This is a genomic window from Mesorhizobium sp. WSM4817 (assembly GCF_055811135.1).
The window spans coordinates 179312-201800 of the sequence record NZ_JBVVQQ010000011.1; the positions used below are offsets into that span (position 1 = coordinate 179312).

The window sequence follows — 22489 nt, forward strand, 5'->3', positions numbered from 1 at the left end:
CGATTCAAGCGCGCGACCGGGCAACATTGCGGCGGCCGAGAGTGTCGCCAGGCCATATCGAGCGCTTTGGCGCAGGGGAGCCTTTTGCGCTCGATGTTTCGCTGATGATCTCGGAATTGAACCGGGCATCGACAAGCCCGGCGCCGACCTGCATCATTGCGGACGAAGCGAACAGCGGCGCGAGGGGAGCTCGATGAACAGGTTTGTCGACAGGCTGCTGGCAATGCTGCTGCTGGCGATCGGCATGCTCTGCTTCACACGCGTGTATTTCGCGCTGGGGGGCGGGGGCGTCGGCGACGCTTTCGCGTCGGTGCGCCTGGCTTTCTTCGGGACAGCGGGTGTTGTCTCAGCTCTTGCAGCCCTGCTGTTCTGGGCCGGCCTGTTGCCGGGCCGGTCGACGCACGATCCGAAGGTGCCGCTGTTCGGCAGGGGTGCCGAAACGCAACCCGGCGGACGACCACGCCTGCGGCGGCTCTTTGCCGTCGTTCCGCTCCTCGCCGTGCTCGTTCTGGTGGCCGACCAACTCGGCCCCTGGTCGCGGCAGCCACAGGATGCCGGCAAAAGCCTGATCGCCGAGCAAACTGTGCCGAGCGCGCCGGAAGGCCAAGGCGTCACCAGCGCACCGACCCCCGAACCGGAAGCGATACAGCCGCCAACTCCTGCCTCGCCATCCGAGGTCGCGCTGGCCCCACCTGTTTCACGGCCGGAGCCTGCTCCAGCCCCGGCTGCGCCACCGCAGACCGTCGCGCCGCTGCCTCAGGCTCCGCCGCCGCAGCCGACGCAGCCTGATGGCCACCGCGAGCCCGTCGTCTGGCTGGCGGTGGCGTCAGACGGTCACTCGATCATGAGCGCCAGTACCGACCGCACGATCAAGCTCTGGGATATCGATGGCAAGCGCCTGATCCGCACCCTCGGCATCCACAAGGACATGGCGCGTACCGCGCTTTTCCTGCCCGATGGGGCGCGGGCGCTGACGGCGGGCGACGATGGCGAGATCGTGCTGCGCCAGCTCGCCGATGGCGCGGTGCTGCACGTCTTCTCATCAGGCCAGAACGGCGGCGTCAACAAGCTGGCGATCAGCCCCGACGGCAAACGTGCCGTCAGCGGGCACGACACCGGCAGGGTCATCGTCTGGGATATCGATAAGGGCTCGGTGCTGCATGTGATGCCGGGGCACGACTGGTCGATCAGCGGGGTCGCCGTCTCGCCCGACGGCACACGCGCGATCAGCGGCAGTATCGAGGGCACACTAAAACTATGGGACATCGACACCGGCAAGCAGCTGCGCAGCTGGCACGGGCATGAGCGCGGCCCCTATGACGTGGTGTTCACGGCCGACGGGCGCCATCTGATCACCGGCAGCGGCGATTATACGATCAAGCTCTGGGATCTCGACAGCGGCCGCGAAGTCCGCCGCCTCGAGGGCCATTCGGGCACGGTCTATGCGCTGGCGCTGTCGACCGACGGCAAGCGGCTGCTGTCCGGTTCGCTCGACGGCACGGCACGGCTGTGGGACATGGAAACCGGCAGCGAGACCGCGCTGTTCGACAGCCGGTCCGGACCGATCTACGCCGTGGCGTTCGCCGCCGACGGCACGGTGCTGACCGGCGGCTACGACCGCACCATCCGGGACTGGCCGGCAGGCGGCGGAGACGGGGTGGTGCTTTTCGCCGGAGCGCCGGAGTGATCAATTTCCTGATCGGCGCTTGAGCACCCCCCTCTGTCCTGCCGGACATCTCCCCCGCAAGGGGGGAGATCGGATGTCACTTCGGCTTTCGTCAATCTCCAGCGTTGAAAAGTTGGCGCTGTCGAGGACGCTGCCGATCTCCCCCCCTTGCGGGGGAGATGCGCTGGTGACAGTGCCGGCCTCCAGTGCCCGGCAGGGCAGAGGGGGTGTGAAAGAACGCGACCTGTGCAATATCGGCGCTGGGCCCCATCGTCGCGCAGGGTGCAGGGACCGAACATGACGACCAGTCTCCACATGGTCGAGGCATCGATCGCACAGCTGCGGCGGGCGTCGAGCTGGTCGGCGCCTGCCTGCGCAGGATTGCGCATTACGACCGCCATGGCATCGCCCTCAATGCCGTTCCCTTGCTCAATCCCAAAATGTTCGAGGAGGCGGCCGCGTCCGACTGGCGCCGCAGGAATGGTGCTGCGCTCGGGCCGCTGGACGGCATCCCCTATACCGCCAAGGACAGCTACAAGGTATCAGGCATGACAGTCGCCGCCGGCTCGCCGGCCTTCGAGCATCTCATCGCCAACGAGGACGCCTTCACCATCGGGCGGCTGCGGGCCGGCGGCGCGGTGCTGATCGGACTGACCAATATGCCGCCAATGGCCAATGGCGGCATGCAGCGCGGCGTCTACGGCCGGGCGGAAAGCCCCTACAATGCCGATTACCTGACCGCCGCCTTCGCGTCGGGCTCGTCGAGTGGCTCCGGCACCGCGACCGCCGCCAGCTTCGCCGCCTTCGGGCTTGGCGAGGAGACATGGTCGTCGGGCCGCGCGCCGGCCTCGAACAACGCGCTGGTCGCCTACACGCCGTCGCGCGGCGTCATTTCCGTGCGCGGCAACTGGCCGCTGGTGCCGACGATGGACGTGGTGGTGCCGCATACGCGCAGCGTGCCCGACATGCTCGAACTGCTCGACGTGATCGTCGCCGACGATCCGAACACAAGGGGCGATTTCTGGCGTGCGCAGCCCTGGGTGGCGCTGCCGAAGAGCTCGGATGTACGGCCGCCAAGCTACACCGGCCTCGAGCTGGAGGGAGCGCTCCGAGGCATGCGGCTCGGCGTGCCCCGCATGTATATCGGCCGCGATACGGACGTTGCGATCCAGACCCGCGCCTCGGTGCTGGAACTGTGGCAGCAGGCGGCGGCCGATCTGCGGCGGCTCGGCGCAGATGTGGTCGATGTCGATTTTCCCGTCGTCTCCAACTACGAGCGCGACCGGCCGGGAGCAAAAAACATGGTCGATCGCGGGCTGATTCCCAAAGGATTCGCCGAGCGCGAGATCTGGGACCTGTGCGTCTTCGCCTGGGACGATTTCCTGCGCGCCAATGCCGACCCTGCCATCGCCGATCTCGCGTCGGTCGACGGCGCAAAAATCTTTCCGCAGCCGCCGGGCACGCTGCCGGACCGTTATGAGGACAGTTTTGATGTGGCGGAATATGCCGAGCGGGCCAAGCGCGGCGTCACGGCATTCCTGGCCATTCCCGAGCTGGAGGCCGGCCTGAAAGGCCTGGAGGCGACGCGGCGCATCGATTTCGAGGATTGGCTCGATACACAAGGGCTCGACGCGGTGGTGTTTCCCGCCGTCGCTGATGTCGGTCGGGCCGATGCGGATGTCAACGAGGCGTCCGCTACGCTGGCCTGGCGCAACGGCACCTGGGTCGCCGATGGCAATCTGGCGCCGCGCCATCTCGGCATTCCGACCGTCACCGTGCCGATGGGCGCGATGGCCGATATCGGCATGCCGGTCGGCCTAACCTTCGCCGGCAAGGCCTATGACGACACCCGGCTGCTGCGGCTGGCCGGCGACTTCGAGCGTTTTGGCCAGCGCCGCAGCCGCCCGCCGCGCACGCCGGAACTTCCCGACGATGTTTTTTTCGCCCGACACAACGCGAGCATGCCCGGCGAGACGCCGCCGCTGACCGTGGCGCTTGCCGCCGAGACGCGCCATGCGGGTGATCAGGACGAGATAACGGTCACGCTAGATGTGGCCGGAACGGGAATCGAGACCAGCGTGAAAGTCCATGTCATCGGCGAGCCCATTCGCATGCAACGGACCGGCGCGCGCTTCACCGGGCGTGCAGTCGTGCCGGCCAAGGAGCATGAGAGAATTCACAGCGTCTGGCGCGGCGTGTACGGCTCGATCGTCACCGCCGTCGTGCGTCTTGAGGACGGACGCGCCGCCGGCGCCTACGTGGTGACCGGCGGGATCGGGTGACCATCGCACTTCGCCTTGTGCTGCGGCGCGCCGTCTGCAAACGGCTTTTCAATCCGCGTCAGTCCGGCTTGCAGGGGTCGGCCTTGGCCGCTGCTGTCTTCTCGCCCTCCTGCTGCGCCTCGACATCCTGCTGCGAGGTGGCAAGGTTTTTATCGCCGCCGGCTTCCTGGTTGGCAAGCGGCATGGTGTTGCCGGTCTTGTTGGCCGGGCCGCCCTTTACCCTGTTACCGGTATTCGCGTCGGTTTCGAGGGGCGCGCGCGTTGCGTCTTTTGCCACGCCTGATTGAGCTTCGATCGATGCGGTCGTGTCGTGGCAGGTAGCGCTTGCCGTGCCGGTCGTCAGCCCGATCATTGAGGTGGCGAGCAAAATAGCGGTTAGGGTCTTCATCTCGTCCTCCTTCGCTGTTTGAGGTGATCCTTCTAAACTGCCGGCCCTATCTGAGGTTCCGCCAATTCAGTTCGAACTTCGAATGTGGCGTCGTATTCCGATTGATTTGCGGGCTTCCGCAGGCGCCGCCTATCGCGTATTGGCGCGGGGAAACTCCCTTGGGCGCGCGTGAAAAGCATGATTCGACTGGAAAGCATCAGCAAGCAGAACGGCCGGCAGATCGTCTTCATCGAGGCCTCCACCTCCTTGCAGAAGGGCGAGAAGGTCGGCCTGGTCGGCCCGAACGGCGCCGGCAAGACGACGCTGTTTCGCATGATCAACGGCGAGGAGCAGCCCGACGAGGGCCAGGTCTCGGTCGATCGCGGCGTCACCATCGGCTATTTCAGCCAGGATGTCGGCGACATGGCGGGCCGCAGCGCGGTTGCCGAAGTGATGGACGGCGCCGGGCCGGTGAGCGAAGTGGCGGCCGAGATGGGCGCGCTCGAAGCGGCCATGGGCGATCCCGATCGCGCCGACGAGATGGACGCCATCATCGCCCGCTACGGCGACCTGCAGGCGCGTTTCGAGGAGCTCGACGGCTATGCGCTGGATGGCCGCGCCCGCGAGGTGCTGGACGGCCTCGGCTTCAGCCAGGAGATGATGGACGGCGACGTCGGAAAACTTTCCGGCGGCTGGAAGATGCGCGTGGCGCTGGCCAGGATCCTGCTGATGCGGCCCGACGCCATGCTGCTCGACGAGCCGAGCAACCATCTCGACCTGGAAAGCCTGATCTGGCTGGAACAGTTCCTGAAGAATTATGACGGCGCGCTGCTGATGACCTCGCACGACCGCGAGTTCATGAACCGCATCGTCGACAAGGTGGTCGAGATCGATGGCGGCTCGCTGACCGCTTACTCCGGCAACTATGAATTCTACCAGCAGCAGCGGGCGATCGCCGACCGGCAGCAGCTGGCGCAGTTCGAACGCCAGCAGGCGATGCTGGCCAAGGAGATCGCCTTCATCGAGCGCTTCAAGGCGCGCGCCTCGCACGCTGCCCAGGTGCAGAGCCGGGTGAAGAAGCTGGAGAAGATCGACCGCGTCGAGCCGCCAAAACGCCGCCAGAAAGTGTCGTTCGATTTCCAGCCGGCGCCGCGCTGCGGCGAGGACGTGGTGACGCTGAAGAACGTCCATAAGGGCTATGGCAGCCGCCCGATCTATCAGGGGCTGGATTTCCAGGTGCGCCGCCGCGAGCGCTGGTGCGTGATGGGCATCAACGGCGCCGGCAAGTCGACGCTGCTGAAGCTGGTCGCCGGCGCTTCCGCGCCGGACAATGGCACGGTGGCACGCGGGCCTAGCGTCAAGATGGGCTATTTCGCCCAGCACGCCATGGAAGTGCTGGAGGGCGAACGCACCGTGTTCCAGACGCTTGAGGGCGCCTTTCCGCAGGCCGGCCAGGCGCCGTTGCGCGCGCTGGCCGGCTGCTTCGGCTTTTCCGGCGACGAGATCGACAAGAAATGCCGGGTGCTGTCGGGCGGCGAGAAGGCGCGGCTGGTGATGGCGCTGATGCTGTTCGATCCGCCCAACCTGCTGGTGCTGGACGAGCCGACCAACCACCTCGACATCGCCACCAAAGAGATGCTGATCACGGCACTTTCGCAGTATGAGGGCACTATGCTGTTTGTCTCCCACGATCGGCATTTTCTGGCGGCGCTGTCGAACCGTGTGCTGGAACTGACGCCGGAGGGCATCCACACCTATGGCGGCGGCTATACGGAGTATGTCGAGCGAACCGGGCAGGAGGCGCCTGGGTTGCGGAGCTGAGGCGCAGAGCGGCGTTGCCGCTCACCATGACCCAAACGCTCGATTCCGGAAAGGAAGCACGGGCTGCTCAGCCGTGTATCACAATTTCGCGCAGCGGATCGCCGCCGTCGATGAACAGCCGGCCTTGCGCCGTCAACGCGGCCTTGAGCCGTTGCAGGGCGATTTTTCCTGCTTCGGGATGACGCCCGTCCAGCGCGCCGACGCGCACCGCAACTGCAATGTCGAAGTGCTTTTCGTCCGCCTCAAGGTTGAAGTCCTCGATGGCGACCTGACGAAAGCTCAGCCGGCCCGCTGCAATCTCGGCGCGCGAGGCGGCCCTGGCCTGCGCGATGGCTTTGGCCGAGCGGTCGATCGCCAGCACGTGACCGTCGCCAATCCGGCGCACGATCTCGCGCGTTGCAGCACCTGGGCCGCAGCCGATCTCCAGCACGCGCATGCCGTGCCGCAAAGGCAGCGCGTCAACGATCGCCAAAAGCCTTGGCGATAAGTCGTTCGCCATTCCTCTTCTCCAGCCTTTCCGTGAGCCGAGATTAGCGACCATGGCTGGCGACGGGAAGGCCGACACCTGAGGGATCGCGGACATCGTCGAAGTGTTCACCGCCGGTTATTGAGGAGGGGCGCCCCTTGATCGATATCGAAGAGGCCGACGATCGGTCGACTTCTCAACTGCGCGACAGGAACAGCAGGGATACTTAAAGAAAGAATAAAGGCCGAGCGGCCCGGCGTCGTTGGCCTGAGGGGGGCGGGACTGGCGCCGAGCCTAACCGGTTGGGGGGTAGATCACCGGCCACCTGCATACATACGCTAAATCTAATTTAAGAGCAAGCTAATGTAACAGTGATTCAATGTTGCGCGTTGGCGATTTTCCAGCGGTTGTTTCCAATCAGCTGGTGTTTCTGGCGGCCGCTGCCTGGCCGCGTGCGTCACTCTTATGGCGGCGGCTATACCCGACATGTTGAGCGCACCGGCCAAGAGGCGCCGGGGGCGCGGGGTGAAGCGCAAGAGCGCCGGCTTGACCCTGCACTAGGCCGGCGACATTGTGCTGGTCGCCAGTCCATAACGGTCATGTGGGAATGGATTTTCGCAACGCCATCGATGAATCGCTGGCCTGGGCCAGCCGATGGTTCGACTACGCCGTCACGCCGTGGTTTTTCTATCAGGCTGCCATCATCGTCGTGCTCTTCCTCGTCGCGAGGCTCGCAGCGCAGCGCATCGAACCGCTCGTGGAGAACCGGGCACGCCAGATCAAGGGGCATCCCGGACTGTTGAGGGTCGTCGTTGCCCTGTTGCGGCGCACCGACTGGATCCTGTTCACGGTCTTCCTGCTTGCCGCGCTCGTTCTCATGCGCGCCGTCACCTGGCCGAGCCGGACCCATTTCATCTATATCGCGCTCTCCCTATCGCTTGCGTGGCTGTTTGCGTCGGTGCTGTCGCGCATCGTCCGCAATCGCTTTGTCGCGCGGGCTCTCGCCTGGCTGACCTGGATCTATGCGGCCCTTGTCATCCTGGGCATCGACGACGACGCCGCGACTTTCCTGGACGGCCTCGCAATACCTTTGGGCGCGGTGCGCCTCTCGGCGCTCATGGTGCTGAAAGCGGCGCTGCTGCTGATCGCCACGGTTTGGCTTGCGGTTGTCGTCGGCAAGTATATCGACGAGCGCGTCCGCATCTCCGAAGAGCTGACGCCCTCGATCCGCGTCCTCGTCGGCAAGGTCGCAAAGGTCGGCCTTGTGCTGGTGGCGGGTGCCATCGCCCTGTCTTCCGTCGGTCTCGACCTGACGGCCCTGACGATATTTTCCGGCGCCGTCGGCGTCGGCCTGGCTTTCGGGCTGCAGAAGGTGGTTTCGAATTTCGTCTCCGGCATGATCATCCTGCTCGACAAGTCGATCAAGCCGGGCGACACCATTTCGCTCGAAGGCACTTTCGGCTGGGTGCGCGAATTGCGGGCGCGGTTTGTCTCGGTGGTGACGCGCGATGGCCGCGAATACCTGATCCCGAACGAGGACTTCATCACCCAAAGGGTCATCAACTGGTCGTTCAGCGACAACCTCGTGCGGCTCGACGTGAATTTCGGCGTCTCTTACGACGCCGACCCGCATAAGGTCAGTGAACTGGCGATCAAGGCCGCCATGAGCGTCGGCCGGGTCGAAGCGGACCGGCGGCCGGTCTGCTGGCTCACCGACTTCGGCGAATCCTCGCTCAATTTCGTGCTGCGCTTCTGGATCCACGACCCTCAGCAAGGCCTGACCAATGTGCGCGGCAGGGTGCTTTTGGCGCTGTGGGACACTTTTAGGGAAAACGGCATCGACATCCCCTATCCGCATCGCGAGATCATCATGAAGCCGGATGGGCGCGCTGAGAAATCAGGCGGGCGCTGAAGCTGCCAATCTCCCCCTTGTGGGTCCCTTGTGGGCCGGTCAATCGCATTTGGATTCTTGCGAAGGTGGACCCCACCCTCCCCACAAGGGGGAGGGAACGCTGCCGCGCGCCTTAACTTCCCCTTTGGCGCCCGAAAGGCATGGCAATTTGCCGAGGTCAGCGCAAACGGAAGTCTCCCTCCCCCTTGTGGGGAGGGGTTAGGGGTGGGGGTACATCGTAGAGCGAAAGCCTCGGCTTTCCACCTGCAATAGCCCTGCCTTCGCGGGGGAGATTGGCAGCTTCGCCGCTGAGTGCATCCGGCAAGGGTTCGCACCCCGGCTCCAATGCTGTATCAGCCCCGAGTTCAAGGAGCCTGCGATGACCTCACACCTCGACACCCCCGAAACCGGCATGGTGGCCGACCCCGACGCCGCGTGGCAGGACGATGTTCGCGCCGGCGTGCGGCAGGTGCGCGATCTCGACTCCCTGCCGCTGTCGCCAGCCGAGCGCGCGGCGGCTCAAGCCGCGGCCACGCGCCACAAGGTTCGCATCCCAAAAGCCTATCTCGAGCTGATCGACTGGAGCGACCCCGCCGATCCGATCCGGGCGCAGGTCATCCCGTCGCCCGAAGAGCTGGCCGAGCAGGAAGGCGAGCTCGACGATCCGATCGCCGACCACGTCTTCAGCCCGGTGCCGCGATTGACGCATCGCCATGCCGACCGGGTTCTGCTGTTTGCGACCTACCAGTGCGCGGTCTATTGCCGGTTCTGCTTTCGCAAGGAGTCGCTGACCTCGATCGGCCGGGGTTTTTCGCGCGAGGCGCTGGAGCCGGCCTTCGCCTATATCGAGGCCCACCCCGAAATCCGCGAGGTGATCCTGACCGGCGGCGATCCGCTGTCGCTGCCGGACAAGGCGCTGGCAGAAATCCGTGCCCGCATCGAGGCGGTTGCGCATGTGCGGCTCTTGCGCATCCACACGCGCGTGCCCGTAGCGCTGCCCTCGCGCGTCACGTCAGGAATGGTTCGCTCGCTGCAGGGCCGGCTGATGGTCACCGTCGTCACCCATTTCAACCACGCGCGGGAGATCACGCCGGCCACCGAAGAAGCCTGCCGCGCGTTGCGGCAGGGCGGCTTCGTGCTGCTCAACCAGAGCGTCCTGCTGAAAGGCGTCAACGACACCGTCGAGGTGCTGGAGGAACTGTGCCGCGAGCTGATGTACCGCCTCGGCATAAAACCCTATTACCTGCACCACGGCGACCTCGCGCGCGGCATGGCGCATCGGCGCACCACGATTGCCGAGGGACGGGCGCTGGTCAGCGCCTTGCGGGCGCGCCTGTCGGGCATCTGCAACCCCGTCTACGTGCTGGATCTGCCCGATGGCGGCGGCAAGGTGCCGCTCGGCCCGTGCTATGTCGAGGCGCGGGACGGGGAGACGTGGCGGATTCGCGGGCAGGACGGTGAGCTGAGGACATATACGGAGATTGTCGGCGACCCTTGAAAGCTTGGTTCCTCGCCCGGCGAAGGGCCCTTCCTCAAGCGCGAAACTCCAACTGCCGCGCTAGTTGGAACCGGATCCAATGCCTCGCATTTTAACAGATGACGGGGCAGAGGAGCACAAGGTGAGAGCTTTATCAGCGGTACTTGGCGGCTTCGTGCTGACGCTAGCGGTTTTCGCCAGCGGGTTGGCCTTCGCCCTCTGGATTCTCTCCGCCGAACCGGTGCGGCCGGTCGCTCCGACTTCCAGCGTTGCCGAACTGTGGCCGAGGGAGCCGCGGAAGGTCAACCCCGCTTCGCAGCAGCTTGAGCGCCTTCCCGCCCGCGCGGTCCCAGAGGTCGCAGAGGTCGCAGCGGTCCCAGAGGTCCCAGAGGTTGCAGAAGTCCCGGCTGATCAGGCCCCATTTGATCAGGCCCCAGTTGATCGCACCGCGAAACCTGCCGATGCCGCAGCTTCGCCGCCCGACACCACCGCTACCGCCTCCGTCAAGCCGGCAACGCCGGCAACCGACGAGCAGCAGGGGATGCCCGCCGCCCATGTGGAATGGTGCGCCAGCCGCTACCGCTCCTACAGGCCAAGCAACGACCACTACACGTCCTACAGCGGAGAGCAGCGTCCGTGCATCTCGCCCTATCTCGATGCCGGTTGGGCCGACCGCGCCGCACAGCCTGCCGACGATGGCGCCAGCTATGTCGAGGCGACCGACACGTGGTCGATGGATGGCGATGTTCCGGCGGATGAAACCGGCGGCGCCTGGCTTCCGCCCGACCACGTGCAATATTGCTTCAGCCGCTACCGCTCCTACCGGCCGGAAGACAATACCTACCAGCCCTATTCCGGCGGCCCGCGCCGGCAGTGCGAGTAGCCGGCAGGTGGCGAACTGGCGGCCGCAGTGCATGGCGTCTGTGCGACCCCATCCAACGATCACGCAGACTTCTTGGATCGTTCGGGTTGGCGTGGCGTTCATCCGATACAAAAAGGAGGAATCAGCATGAGCGACGACCGGGAAGACAAGATTCGTGAGCGCGCATACCAGATCTGGGAACGCGAAGGCGGGATCCACGGCGATCCCGAGCGGCACTGGCACCGGGCCGAGGCCGAGATCGACAGGGAGGCAGCCCTGCCGCTGACGGCAGGCGATGCCCTGCCGGAAACCCGCGAGGTCGCGAGCTCCGACGTCTTGACGGTGGAGGCCCTGGCGGTGCGCACCGGCATATCGGGCGAACAGGCGCAGGAGCTGATCGACAGGTTGGGCAACGACTGGGCGGCGATCGAACAAGCCGCGCGCAACCTCAAGGGCAAGCAGCGGCTCGGGGAGTGACTGATGATCAGAAAACTCAAAGACGGAAAATACCGCCTCTATTCGCGCAAGAAGGACGAAAAGACCGGCAAGCGCCGCAATCTCGGAACGTTTGACAGCCGCGAGGCTGCGGAGAAGCACGAACGCGAGGTGCAGTATTTCAAGAAGCATTGAGGCGGCGTGCCGTCCCTTGCCAGGCAGCCGCGCCGGATGACCCCTTACTTCGGCGTAGGGTGTAGAATTCTAGCGAGTGCGGGATACCGCTCTGGGGACAGCGAACTTTCATGTTTCCCTGCCTCTTCGTGTTATTGTGGATACGAGGAGATTGGCCCGTGAGCGAGAGCCGCAAGCTAGCCGCGATCCTTGCCGCTGATGTGGTCGGGTACAGCCGGCTGGCGAGCACGGATGAAGATCGTACTTTGGCCCGGTTGCGGGCACTTCGAAGCGACCTGATCGACCCGACCATCGCCGTGTACAACGGTCGTATGGTCAAGCGCACAGGCGATGGTGCGTTGGTTGAATTCCGCAGCGTGGTAGATGCCGTGCGCTGCGCCATAGAAGTGCAGAATGGCATGGTCGAGCGCAACGCCGGCGTGCCCGAGGACCGCCGCATCGAGTTTCGGATTGGGATACATTTGGGCGACGTGGTCGAAGAAAGCGACGGCGACCTGATGGGCGACGGCGTCAACATTGCCTCGCGTCTGGAGGGTGTCGCTGCCCCGGGCACCATCTGCCTGTCCGAAGACGCCTATAGGCAAGTCAAGACGAGACTAGACGTTTCGGTCAATGATCTCGGCGACACCCAGCTCAAGAATATTGCCGAACCGATCCGGGTTTATTCACTCCGAGTCGGCACCGCGGCTCACGCAAAGGCGCCTGTGACGCCCGAACTTTCGGAAGCTCTGCTTTCGACAGCGGCACCGCCTCAGTTATCGATCGCCGTGCTGCCCTTTGCCAACATGAGCGGTGATACCGAGCAGGAATATTTCGCCGACGGAATCTCCGAAGACATCATCACAGCTCTCTCAAAGCTGTCGCAGCTGTTTGTGATCGCTCGCAATTCGTCCTTCACTTTCAAGGGCAGGAACGTGAACGTTCAGAAGGTGGGCCGGAACCTCGGCGTGCATTACGTGCTGGAGGGCAGCGTCCGCAAATCCGGCAACAGGGTACGTATCACCGCGCAGCTTATTGACGCGACCACAGGCGGACATCTGTGGGCGGAGCGCTTCGATCGCAACCTGACCGATATCTTTGCCGTACAGGACGACGTTACGCAGCAAATTGTCGACGCGCTGGCGCTCAACCTGACAAAGGGCGACCAGCAGCGGCTCGCGACCGAGCAAACCGGCAACCTGGACGCATATGACTGCTTTCTTCATGGCCGAGAGCAGCTATGGCGGTTCACGAAAGCGGAAAACATCAAGGGCCGGGAGCTGTTGCAGCGCGCCGTCGAATTCGACCCGAAATTCGCTCCCGCCTACGCGTTCCTCGCGTTCGCAAAGATACTGGACTATGCAAACCAGTGGAGCTCGTCGTGGTCGAACGCAATGGCACAAGCGGAAATGTTCGCGGCACGGGCAGTGGCGCTCGACGATCGATATCCTTACGCACATTGGGCGCTGGGCATCGTCGAATTGTATTCGCGACGGCATGAGGCGGCCATCTGCTCGGCTAAACGCTTGATCGCTCTTGCGCCAAATCTTGCCGAGGGGCACGAAAATCTCGGTTACGCACTGCATTATTCCGGCAAGCCTGAGGACGCACTCCGGTGTTTCGACAGGGCAATGGCCTTGAACCCGTATTATCCGGACGTGTACCTTCACTTCCAGGCGCAAGCGATGTTCCAGTTGCGCAGGTACGAAGAGGCAATTGGGATCCTGAGGCGGCGACTTGTTCGTAACCCTTCCACCGACGTCTCACGCGTGCTCCTGGCGGCGAGCTACGGCCATCTGGGTCGGTTCGAAGAAGCCCGTCGCGAGTGGCAGGAAGTGTTTCGCGTCAACCCCTAATATTCACTGGAACATCGCCGCAAAGTATTGCCCTACAAGGATCCCAACGATTTCGAGCTGATCGTGGATGGCCTTCGCAAAGCCGGCCTCGTATGAGCACCTGACCGGGCGAGGTCCGGTATTGAACCTCCTGCAGCCACTGCTTCGAAGGAACAGCACGACCGCTGTGCGGCACGCTGATGACTGGGGCGGGGCGGGCAGCGGACTGGCAGCTTCGGGCTGCGAACATTCAACAGCGGACATTCAAGTTGGTGTGGGCATCGTCGTGACCTGACCCTGAGCTGCCCTTCATCGGCCGACTTCGTCGCCCGAAAGCCGACTTTCACCGCAAGCAGCGCCCATGACCAGAAACGGAGATTCTTATGATCGGCTCTGAGATCAACGAGCAGTCGTCGTTGATTCGGCTGATAGCGTCCCGCGAGCCCGATAGGACGCGTTCGGACGTCTCCGTAACGATAGCGTCGCCGCACGAAGACGTAGGTGATCACGTGGGAGCATGTTGGGTCCGCCTTTCCTTCCCCCAACCTTCAAGCGGGGCGCCTCAATCGATCGAAATCCTGGCGCCCACCGCGCCGTTCAAGAGGCGTCTGAGATGGAAACTGGCCAAATGATCTTCAGGCCACTGTCCGACTTCAGCGGCGAACGCGGCAAGCGCGCCCGGATCGCCAGTTTCCAGCTTCGCAAATGCCTGTAGATAGGCGGCCGTTGCTGGCTCGTCGTATTGCTCCCGCCTGAGTGGCTCGAAGGCGCGCAGCGGTTCGGACCTACCCCTCAGCACCAGGTCTCCGACCGGCAAGCCGCGAAAATCGGGCACTTGCTTGGCGGCAGCCTCGCTGACGCAGATGCGCGTGCCGAGCTGCTTGTTTGCCGCCTCCAGCCGCGCCGCTATGTTGATGGAGTCGCCGTAGGCGGTGTAGTCGAAGAAACGTCCGCGGCCGAAATTGCCGACGATTGCAGGCCCTGCATTGACGCCGATGCGTGTCACGCCGAGCGCGATGCCGCGTTGGTGCCAGGTCTCCCGGAAGGCTTGAGAGAAGGCGTCGAGGTCGAGCGCGCACGCGATCGCGCGTACCGCATGATCCGGCTGGTCGCCGGGCGCACCGAACAATACGTGAAGCGCGTCACCGACGATCTTGGCTAACGTCCCCTCATGCCCAAAGACAATGTCGCTCATGCCAGCGAGATAGTCGTTGAGCAGGTCACCGAGCACGCTCGGCTCGATCGTTTCGGCCAGCATCGTGAAGTCGGCAATGTCGGTGAACAGCGCCGCCACATCGCGCCGCTGCCCAGCGAGATCGATGCTGTCTTGCGCGCCCGCGAGCCGCTCCGCAAGGTTAGGAGAGAAGTAGCGCGACAAAGCCGCATGCGCCCGCTCGGCGGCGGCCTGACGGCGCCGCGCTTCGCGCAGGATCTCGATGTGGCGCAGCGTCTTGGCGATCGTAGCCTCAAGGTCGGGAAAGTCGATCGGTTTGGTGAGAAAGTCGAAGGCGCCGCGGTTCATCGCCGTGCGGATGTTGGTCATGTCGCCGTACGCCGAGACGATGATGGTCGACAGCTGAGCCTCGGCCTCTTGCAGCCGTTGCAGGAGCGAAAGGCCGTCCATGCGCGGCATGTTGATGTCGCTCACCACCATGTCTATGTCGTCGTTTCCATCGAGTATCGCCAGGGCCTCCACACCATCGCGGGCGAACATGAAGCTGATCGCGCCGTCGCGGATATGACAGCGGAATTTCTGCCTGACCAGATCCTCCAGGTCCGGCTCGTCGTCGACCACCAGGATGTGCGCAGTCACGCGACCCACCGTAGCCTGGTTTCGATTTCCGCTCGCAAAGCGGAGAAGTCGATCGGCTTGGTCAGAAACGCCGCGGCGCCTTCCTCCATCGCAGTACGCCTGGTCTCGGAGTCGCCATAGGCGGTGATCATGATCACCGGTACATCGGGACGGGCCTCTCTCGCCTTCGGTAAGAATTCGAGCCCGCTCATGCCAGGCATGTTGATGTCGGAGAGAATAAGGATCAACGTCGTGCCCTCCACCTCCCCGATCACGCGAAGAGCCGCGTGTGCAGAGAGCGCGAATTCCATAGCGAAGCGGCCAGAACGCAGGTCCCGGCGGAATCGCTGGCGGAACAGGACCTCGACGTCTGGTTCGTCGTCGACCACCAGTATGAGCGGGTTCATTGGGCGGCTGCCTTCTTGCCGACCGATGCAGCGCCGCGTGGCAACAGGATGCGGAACTCGGTGAACTCGCCCGGCTTTGTGTCCACTTCGAGCGTGCCCGCGTGCTGTTTCACGATGATGTCGTGGCTGAGCGACAGGCCGAGCCCAGTCCCTTCGCCAGCTGGTTTCGTGGTAAAGAACGGGTTGAACATCTTCTCGACCACCTCCGGCGGGATGCCAGTGCCGTTGTCGCGCAGCCTGATCTCGACCTTGTCGCCAAGGCTCTTCGTCGAGGCGCACAGCACCGGCGAATAGGCGTTGCCATCGCCCTGGCCGCGATGCGTTGTCGCATGAAAGCTATTGGAGATCAGGTTGAGCAGCACGCGCGTGATCTCCTGAGGATATAAGTCGACATCGCCGGCGTCGGGATCGAGGGACTTCTCGACTGTGATGTTGAAATCCCTCCGTTCGGCGCGGGCCCCATGATAAGCGAGATTGAGGCTCTCCTCGACGATGGCGTTGATGCTGGTCGGCCGGTGCTCTCCGGATCCTTGTCGCGAATGGAGCAGCATGTTCTTGACGATCGAGTCGGCTCGCCTGCCGTGCTGCACGATCTTTTCGAGGTCGCCCTTGAGCAGTCCAGTCAGTTCGTCGACCTCTTTGCGAATTGGTCCGTCCAAAGGGGCACTGTCCAGCGCTTGCCGCAGCTCTTCGACAAGTTCTAGGGAGACGGCAGAGAAATTGTTGACGAAGTTGAGCGGGTTCTTGATCTCATGCGCGATGCCCGCGGTGAGCTGGCCAAGCGAAGCGAGCTTCTCGGTTTGGATAAGCCGATCCTGAGCGGCCCGAAGTTCCTCCAGGGAGCTCGACAATTCGCTGGTGCGCTTCTGCACTTCCTCGAACAGGCGCACGTTCTCGATAGCGATAACGGCCTGATCGGCAAACGTTTCAACGAGTTCGATCTGCTTTTCAGTGAACGGCCGCACAGTCGAGCGGGTCAGGATGAAGACGCCGACTGCCGATCCCTCACGGACCAGCGGCACGGCGAGCAACGAACGGTAGCCGCCGAGGCTCTGAAAGTCGGTCAAGGTGTAGCTGGGGTCGGCGAGCACGTCCGGCAGGTGCACGGTGTGCCGGTCCAGCACCGCACGCGAAGTGGCGCTGCCTTGGCCGATCGTCAGAGGGTTTTCTTTCGCATAGTCCACCAGTTCCTGCGGGAATCCTGCATTCGCGGCAAATTGATAGGTTTCGCCATCGCGGCGCATGATAGAGCCCATATCGGCTTCGCATACGCGCGTAGCCGTCGCGGCAAGAGCGCCAAGCACCGCCTGGAGGTCAAAGGTCGAGCGACTGATGACCTTCAGCACGTCGGCGATTGCGGTCTGCTGCCGCAGGGTTTCGCCGAGCTCGGCGGTGCGCGCCTGCACCTCGTCAAACAGGCGCACGTTTTCGACAGCGATGACCGCCTGATCTGCGAAGGTTTGCAGGAGCGCAATCTGCTGGGCCGGAAAGAGTCCTGGCTCCGATCCCGCAACCGCAATCGCGCCGATCGCTTGGCCGTTCTTCAACATAGGCACTGCGGCGATGCTGCGAGCGGTGACAGCCGTCACCACATCGCCAAGCGCGTAGTCGGGATCCTCATACACGTCGGGTATCTGCTCGACATTGCCACTCAGTACCGCGCGGGCCGTAGCCCCAGAGCGGCCAGGCGAAAGGGGATAGGCGCCGCTCATCGCCTGATAACCAGCCGGAGAGAGCCCATGTTGAGCCACGAAATGGATGAGCGCGCCGTCGTATCTAAAGACTGCTGAAAACTCCGCCTCGCACAGCCGCGCCGACGCCTCGGCGATCATGTCGAACACTGGTTGTACGTCGGTCGGCGAACTCGAGATGACGCTGAGAATGTCGTTGGTCGCCGTCTGCTGCTCCAGCGACGCTGTTAGCGCACGGTTCCGCGCCTGCACCTCTTCGAATAGCCTGACGTTCTGGATAGCAATGACAGCCTGGTCGGCGAAGGTTTCGACCAGGTTGACCTGCTTCGCAGTAAAGGGTGCGACCTCGGTCCGGCGCAGCAGGATCGTTCCGATGGCCTCTCCGTCGCGCAGAAGGGGAGTCCCCAGTATGGTGCGATGGCCGAGCCGCTCAGCCATTGCGCGCCCCGCCGCGAACTCGTCGCCTGCCGACATGAGATCGGGCACCTGGATAGTCCTGGCATCGACAACCGACCGACCGGCCACCCAATCGCGTCTGAGTGGAAATTTCGTAAAGTCGATCGGGATCGGGCCGAAATGCGCGGCGATGACCAGCGAATCCTGCTCCTTCAGCAGAACCGCGGCGTCATAGGCCGCGCAGAGCCTTGCCGCGTTTTCCACGACCGTCTTCAGGACGGGTTGGATGTCGGTGGGTGAAGCGGCGATGACGCCCAGCACCTCGCTGGTCGCAGTCTGCTGCTCAAGCGCTTCGCCGAGATCGCGCGTGCGTGCCTCGACCTCTTCGAACAGGCGCACATTTTCGATGGCGATGACGGCCTGGTCTGCGAAGGTTCCGAGGAGCTCGATCTGCTTGTCGGTGAAGGGCGCTACCGTCCGGCGGGCGAGCACCAGCACGCCGATCGCCTTGCCTTCGCGCATCAAGGGGACGCCGAGCAGTGTTCGGTAGCCGGCCTTCGCCTGCGGTTCGAAATAGGTATAATCCGGATCGGCGAGTACGTCGGCGACCTGCACCAGGGCCCCGTCGAGGAGCACACGGCCGACAATCGAGCCACGCCCCGTATCGAGCCGACGGTCCTTGTTGTAGACGAGCCAGTCGGGCGGAAATCCGAAGCTGCTGGCATAGTAGAAGCCGGGGCCTTCGCTACGGCAGATGCCGGACATGTCCGCTTGACAGAGACGGGCTGCAGACTCTGTCAAGGTATCGAGAACGGTCTGGAGGTCGAATGCTGACCTGCTGATGACCCTGAGCACATCGGCGGTGGCGGTCTGCTGTCTGAACGCTTCGGCCGCCTCGCGGTTCCTGGCGTCGAGGCTGGTGACGAGACGTACGTTCTCCATAGCGATAACGGCCTGGTCGGCGAATGTCTGCACGACCGCAATCTGGCGGTCGCTGAAGAGTCGCGCTTCGGTTCGCGACAGCGAAATCACACCGACCACCTCGCCATCTCGCTTCAGCGGGACTGCGAGCGCGGCACCATAGTCGGCGAGCTTATGGCCAGCAAGCGAGCTGCAGCGCGAGTCGCTCTGCACATCCTCAATGTTGAACACCTCGCCAGCAAACGCGGCACGGCCCGAGGTGGTAACTGCGTCCGCTGCGGGCGTGATCGGATTGGCTCGCACATAGGCGACCCATTCGTCCGGATAATTGACGTGCGCTGCTAAGAATAGCTGCCCGTTGCGGCTCAGCCATATGACGCCGCGCGATGCCTCACACAGGCGGATGGCCGTCTGCGTCAAAGCAGTGAGCACCGCGTCGAGGTCAAAAGCCGAACGGCTGATCACCCTCAGGACGTCGGCAGCGGCTGCCTGTTGCTCGCGAGTCTCGTCCAACTCCTGGGTGAGGAGCGCAACCTTCTGCTCGAGCTCGATGAGCGAGCCCGGCACACCCAGTTCCTTCATCGGAATGGTCCCAGACACAGCGTTAAGCATAGCCCGAATACGTCATTGGTACCACTGCCGATCGCGGGCGCTTCGCGCCCTGAAAATTAGGGACAAACCGTGTCATCTGCACCACCTCCGGTTCGATGATACGGATCACGGAGCGCTGGGCGCGATTGCCAAGTTGATCGCGCTGCAGACCAATCGCAGGCCGGTCAACGGAACCGGGCGCCCCCGTCCCCACGAAGCAGCGGAAGCAACGCAGCCATTTTACACGACGCAGCAAGACTCTCCGTGTCGATGCGCTGCAAATTGCCAATATTGGTTGAGGTGGCGACAATGTCGGATTAGGAACTGTTCTTTCCCCCGCTGACTTGCGACGAGGGCTTGCCTTTCGGCTTCTTCGAGGGAAAATCCGCAAGGGATCGATTCCGGGGCTTGGCGCGAAGGTCCGGTTCGCAGAAGCGCTCGGAATGTCAAGAAATGGCGCAACCACGACCCTCAGCGAGGTTCTTGGGATGTCGGCTTTCAGGAAGCGGCAATGCTGATCTCAATGTCCGACATCGTCGCCCTGCCGCTCGACAGAATTTGGCGTGAGCGGCAAGGCGACGTTGGGGTGACAAGTTGCTGCCAAGATTACGAGCGGCAGCCCGGTAGCAGAGCCAGTGGCCGCCGTCCTGCGGTCAGATCTCAGTTCCCTCTGCAAGAGCGAGCGCGTCTTCCATGTCCACTCCAAGATATCTTACGGTGTTTTCGATCTTGGTGTGACCAAGGAGTATCTGCACCGCTCGGAGATTGCCGGTAGCCTTGTAGATGATCGATGCCTTGGTGCGGCGAAGCGAATGCGTGCCGTATTCCTCGGGACGCAGACCGATCGCTCCGACCCATTCATCGACCAGACGGGCATACTGCCTCCTACTGATGTGGGCCGAATGGTCAATTCTGCTCGGGAAGGCATAATCGTCGACGCTTCCTGCCTCGCCTTTCCAGCCAAGCAAGCAGGCTCGACCGGGCGTCAGCCATCAGCTCAAACTGAACCGGCCGGCCCGTCTTCTGCTGCACCACCATCGCACGCGTCCGAATCTCGTGACCGACCACTAGGGTGCCGATCTTGATTTTCACGAGATCGCAGCCGCGCAACTTGCTGTCGATCGCGAGGTCGAACAACGCTCGATCGCGCAATCGGGCCTCCCGATCCAAGAAAAACCGGATCGTCCATATCTGCCGAGGCTTCAGCGCTCGTTTCGCGCCAACCTTCTTCCCAGCATTCCAAGCCCGTCGCTCCTGCAGCACAGGATCATATTGAGAATGTCCAATCGTGTATCTCCTTCCGGCTATCATCGGCCGAGAGGGAAACGGGTATCCAAGAGAGGGCTTGGGGGCCGACTGCGGACTGTCAGTTTTCGGCCATCGAGGTGCAGAAGCGGACGTACGCAGCGCTCAAAGGGTGGCCTGGATGTGACCCACAGCGGACTCTCGCTTTCTTCTGAAGCAGAGTCAGACTACGCAGCCATCTGTGCCCGCCGTATGTCGCGGGCCGGTGGTTTGCCGAACAGACGGCCATATTCGCGGGTGAACTGAGGCACGCTCTCATAGCCCACCGCATATGCCGCCGAACTCACGCTCGTGCCATCGGCCAGCATCTGGCGCCGAGCCTCGATCAGGCGCAACTGCTTCTGGAATTGCAAGGGAGACAGCGTGGTGGTCTGGCGGAAACGCTGGTGGAAGGACGAGGTGCTCATCCCCGCGGCCTCGGCCAGTTCCTCGATGCGGATCGGCCGTGCATAGCTTTCGCGGATCATGGCGACCGCACGGGCGATGCGTTGTGCATGGCCATCGGCCCCGCCGAGGCTGCGGAGGGCCGATCCGTGCTGTCCCGCCAGAAGCCAGAAATGAATCTCGCGCAGCAACGGCCCTTGCAGGACCGGGAGGGCAAAGGGACGGTCCAGAAGCCGCATCAGACGCCGCGCCACATCGGCGACATCTGCGTCGGTCGGCTCCACTCGGACAGGCTTGCGCGGATCGCCCGGGACCGCCGCTATCTCGACCGCGAGTTCCCGCATAAGGACGGGGTCGAGTTCCAGCGCCAGCGAATAGTAGGGCGTGCCGAGGGTTGCCTGCGTGATCTGGCTGACCGTGGGCACATCGGCCGAGATCAGCAGCGACTCGCCCGGACCGAATTCCAATGTCTCGGCCCCTATCGTGACCCGCTTGGCACCTTGTAACAGCATGGCCACCAGCGGCCGATTGACAGCCACCTGCAATTCGCCGGGCTCCGTGGCGCGGATCGCGGTCAGGCCGGGAATAGGCGTCGACGCTGCCCCGAAACGGTCGGCATGAGTGTCGGCAAAGCTGCGCACAAGGTCGAGAAGCGTTCGGCTCATATGAGCAAGATGAAGGGTGGTGGCGCTTCAGGCAAGACCTGAAGAAGGATCAGGCAAGAAATCCGAACATTCTGGCAAACCCTGTATGGCAAGGCCGATCCAGATTTGCAGGAACAGGCAAGACTACGCGAGGAATCGGCAACAACTGGAGACGCTCTTGCCGCATGTTGTCCCCATCACTTCGGATGAAAGGACTTCCCGCATGACCAAGATCGCACTCGTCACCGGCGCCAACCGCGGCCTCGGCCGCAACATCGCTGTCAGCATCGCGCGGCATGGCCGCGACGTTATCGTCACCTATCGCGGCAACGCATCTCAGGCCCGCGAGGTTGTGGCCGAGATTGAAGCCCTGGGCCGTAAGGCGGTTGCTCTGCAGCTCGATCTCGGCGTGGTCGCCAGCTTCGCGGCCTTTGCCGAGACCCTGCGCGCGGCGCTGAAAGAGACCTGGGGCCGCGACAGCTTCGATTACCTGATCAACAATGCCGGCCACGGCGAATTCGCCATGATCGGCGATACGACCGAGGCGCAGTTCGACGGTCTGTTCGACGTCCATGTGAAGGGCGTCTTCTTCCTCGTTCAGGCGCTTCTGCCGCTCATCGCAGATGGCGGGCGGACCGTGAACTTTTCTTCGGGCCTGACCCGCGTGTCCTATCCGGGCTTCTCGGCCTATGCGGCCGCCAAGGGGGCGGTCGAAATCTTGACCGTCTATATGGCGAAAGAGTTGGGTGCACGCGGGATCACAGTGAACACGGTCGCGCCCGGAGCGATCGAGACCGATTTCGGTGGCGGGCTGGTGCGCGACAATGCCGAAGTCAACGCGCAGTTCGCAGGGATGACCGCGCTTGGCCGCGTAGGGCTGCCCGATGACATCGGGCCAATGGTGGCAAGCCTTCTGGGCGAGGATAACCGTTGGGTTACGGCACAGCGGATCGAGGTTTCGGGTGGTCAGGCGATCTGATCAGTCGGACCCCCGACAACTGAAGCGGGGGGGGGGGGGGGGGGGGGGGGGGGGGGGGGGGGGGGGGGGGGGGGGGGCGGGGGGGGGGGGGGGGGGGGGGGGG

The 22489-nt window shown here is 63.6% G+C and carries 15 protein-coding genes and 2 pseudogenes; 10 read left to right on the top strand and 7 right to left on the bottom strand.

Annotated features, from left to right (window positions below):
- Positions 1–193: 193 nt before the first annotated feature.
- Both AC0L2K_RS17290 and AC0L2K_RS17295 read left to right on the top strand, forming a co-directional pair.
- Positions 194–1687, top strand: coding sequence for a WD40 repeat domain-containing protein (locus tag AC0L2K_RS17290; protein WP_473531910.1), 1494 nt, complete (start codon positions 194–196; stop codon positions 1685–1687).
- 359 nt (positions 1688–2046) lie between these two features.
- A complete protein-coding gene (locus tag AC0L2K_RS17295) occupies positions 2047–3948 on the top strand; it encodes an amidase (protein ID WP_473531924.1) in 1902 nt (633 codons plus the stop codon).
- Positions 3949–4006: 58 nt separating this feature from the next.
- Here the strand turns inward: AC0L2K_RS17295 and AC0L2K_RS17300 are convergent, their stop codons facing one another.
- The gene (locus AC0L2K_RS17300; protein WP_473531911.1) at positions 4007–4336 is read right to left on the bottom strand and encodes a hypothetical protein; all 330 of its coding nucleotides are present in this window, start codon (positions 4334–4336) and stop codon (positions 4007–4009) included.
- Between the two features lie 177 nt (positions 4337–4513).
- On the opposite strand from AC0L2K_RS17300, the gene AC0L2K_RS17305 reads away from it, so the two are divergent.
- A complete protein-coding gene (locus AC0L2K_RS17305; protein WP_473531912.1) occupies positions 4514–6136 on the top strand; it encodes an ABC-F family ATP-binding cassette domain-containing protein in 1623 nt (540 codons plus the stop codon).
- A gap of 67 nt (positions 6137–6203) precedes the next feature.
- On the opposite strand, the gene AC0L2K_RS17310 is transcribed toward AC0L2K_RS17305, so the two are convergent.
- On the bottom strand, positions 6204–6635 hold the full coding sequence (locus AC0L2K_RS17310) for a class I SAM-dependent methyltransferase (RefSeq protein ID WP_473531913.1): 432 nt from the start codon (positions 6633–6635) through the stop codon (positions 6204–6206).
- A 574-nt stretch (positions 6636–7209) separates the two neighbouring features.
- Here AC0L2K_RS17310 and AC0L2K_RS17315 point away from each other — a divergent pair.
- The 6 genes and pseudogenes from AC0L2K_RS17315 (at position 7210) to AC0L2K_RS17340 (ending at position 13393) form a co-directional block, all read left to right on the top strand.
- Positions 7210–8514: a mechanosensitive ion channel family protein gene (locus AC0L2K_RS17315; protein WP_473531914.1), complete on the top strand. Its 1305-nt coding sequence runs from the start codon at positions 7210–7212 to the stop codon at positions 8512–8514.
- A 358-nt stretch (positions 8515–8872) separates the two neighbouring features.
- On the top strand, positions 8873–9991 hold the full coding sequence (locus tag AC0L2K_RS17320; RefSeq protein ID WP_473531915.1) for a KamA family radical SAM protein: 1119 nt from the start codon (positions 8873–8875) through the stop codon (positions 9989–9991).
- Between the two features lie 121 nt (positions 9992–10112).
- Positions 10113–10853, top strand: a complete 741-nt coding sequence (locus AC0L2K_RS17325; RefSeq protein WP_473531916.1) for a BA14K family protein — start codon at positions 10113–10115, stop codon at positions 10851–10853.
- Between the two features lie 126 nt (positions 10854–10979).
- Positions 10980–11309: a DUF2934 domain-containing protein gene (locus AC0L2K_RS17330; RefSeq protein WP_473531917.1), complete on the top strand. Its 330-nt coding sequence runs from the start codon at positions 10980–10982 to the stop codon at positions 11307–11309.
- A 3-nt stretch (positions 11310–11312) separates the two neighbouring features.
- Positions 11313–11462 (top strand): hypothetical protein, encoded by a 150-nt coding sequence (locus AC0L2K_RS17335; RefSeq protein ID WP_023722376.1) that lies wholly within the window; start codon positions 11313–11315, stop codon positions 11460–11462.
- 158 nt (positions 11463–11620) lie between these two features.
- A pseudogene (locus AC0L2K_RS17340) lies at positions 11621–13393 on the top strand (adenylate/guanylate cyclase domain-containing protein).
- A gap of 445 nt (positions 13394–13838) precedes the next feature.
- Here AC0L2K_RS17340 and AC0L2K_RS17345 read toward each other — a convergent pair.
- The 5 genes and pseudogenes from AC0L2K_RS17345 to AC0L2K_RS17365 all read right to left on the bottom strand — a co-directional run bounded on the left by AC0L2K_RS17345 (position 13839) and on the right by AC0L2K_RS17365 (position 21428).
- On the bottom strand, positions 13839–15089 hold the full coding sequence (locus AC0L2K_RS17345) for an adenylate/guanylate cyclase domain-containing protein (protein ID WP_128170353.1): 1251 nt from the start codon (positions 15087–15089) through the stop codon (positions 13839–13841).
- Entirely contained in the window at positions 15086–15475 is a 390-nt protein-coding gene (locus AC0L2K_RS17350) for a response regulator (protein WP_023799007.1), read from the bottom strand. The genes AC0L2K_RS17345 and AC0L2K_RS17350 overlap by 4 nt, the downstream gene beginning before the upstream one ends.
- Complete coding sequence (locus AC0L2K_RS17355) at positions 15472–19065, bottom strand: GAF domain-containing protein (RefSeq protein WP_023799006.1); 3594 nt, start codon at positions 19063–19065, stop codon at positions 15472–15474. Before AC0L2K_RS17355 ends, AC0L2K_RS17350 begins: the two co-directional genes overlap by 4 nt.
- A 662-nt stretch (positions 19066–19727) precedes the next feature.
- Positions 19728–20361: pseudogene (locus AC0L2K_RS17360) on the bottom strand (tyrosine-type recombinase/integrase).
- Positions 20362–20546: 185 nt separating this feature from the next.
- Positions 20547–21428, bottom strand: a complete 882-nt coding sequence (locus tag AC0L2K_RS17365) for an AraC family transcriptional regulator (RefSeq protein ID WP_473531918.1) — start codon at positions 21426–21428, stop codon at positions 20547–20549.
- A gap of 202 nt (positions 21429–21630) precedes the next feature.
- On the opposite strand from AC0L2K_RS17365, the gene AC0L2K_RS17370 reads away from it, so the two are divergent.
- Complete coding sequence (locus tag AC0L2K_RS17370; protein ID WP_091600648.1) at positions 21631–22386, top strand: SDR family NAD(P)-dependent oxidoreductase; 756 nt, start codon at positions 21631–21633, stop codon at positions 22384–22386.
- Positions 22387–22489 lie beyond the last annotated feature (103 nt).

What these genes read in the sequence shown, in the direction of transcription:
- AC0L2K_RS17290 (WP_473531910.1), top strand. Translation starts at nt 194, where the DNA reads ATGAACAGGTTTGTCGACAGGCTGCTGGCAATGCTGCTGCTGGCGATC.
- AC0L2K_RS17300 (WP_473531911.1), bottom strand. Translation starts at nt 4,336, where the DNA reads ATGAAGACCCTAACCGCTATTTTGCTCGCCACCTCAATGATCGGGCTG.
- AC0L2K_RS17305 (WP_473531912.1), top strand. Translation starts at nt 4,514, where the DNA reads ATGATTCGACTGGAAAGCATCAGCAAGCAGAACGGCCGGCAGATCGTC.
- AC0L2K_RS17310 (WP_473531913.1), bottom strand. Translation starts at nt 6,635, where the DNA reads ATGGCGAACGACTTATCGCCAAGGCTTTTGGCGATCGTTGACGCGCTG.
- AC0L2K_RS17315 (WP_473531914.1), top strand. Translation starts at nt 7,210, where the DNA reads ATGGATTTTCGCAACGCCATCGATGAATCGCTGGCCTGGGCCAGCCGA.
- AC0L2K_RS17320 (WP_473531915.1), top strand. Translation starts at nt 8,873, where the DNA reads ATGACCTCACACCTCGACACCCCCGAAACCGGCATGGTGGCCGACCCC.
- AC0L2K_RS17330 (WP_473531917.1), top strand. Translation starts at nt 10,980, where the DNA reads ATGAGCGACGACCGGGAAGACAAGATTCGTGAGCGCGCATACCAGATC.
- AC0L2K_RS17335 (WP_023722376.1), top strand. Translation starts at nt 11,313, where the DNA reads ATGATCAGAAAACTCAAAGACGGAAAATACCGCCTCTATTCGCGCAAG.
- AC0L2K_RS17350 (WP_023799007.1), bottom strand. Translation starts at nt 15,475, where the DNA reads ATGAACCCGCTCATACTGGTGGTCGACGACGAACCAGACGTCGAGGTC.
- AC0L2K_RS17355 (WP_023799006.1), bottom strand. Translation starts at nt 19,065, where the DNA reads ATGAAGGAACTGGGTGTGCCGGGCTCGCTCATCGAGCTCGAGCAGAAG.
- AC0L2K_RS17365 (WP_473531918.1), bottom strand. Translation starts at nt 21,428, where the DNA reads ATGAGCCGAACGCTTCTCGACCTTGTGCGCAGCTTTGCCGACACTCAT.
- AC0L2K_RS17370 (WP_091600648.1), top strand. Translation starts at nt 21,631, where the DNA reads ATGACCAAGATCGCACTCGTCACCGGCGCCAACCGCGGCCTCGGCCGC.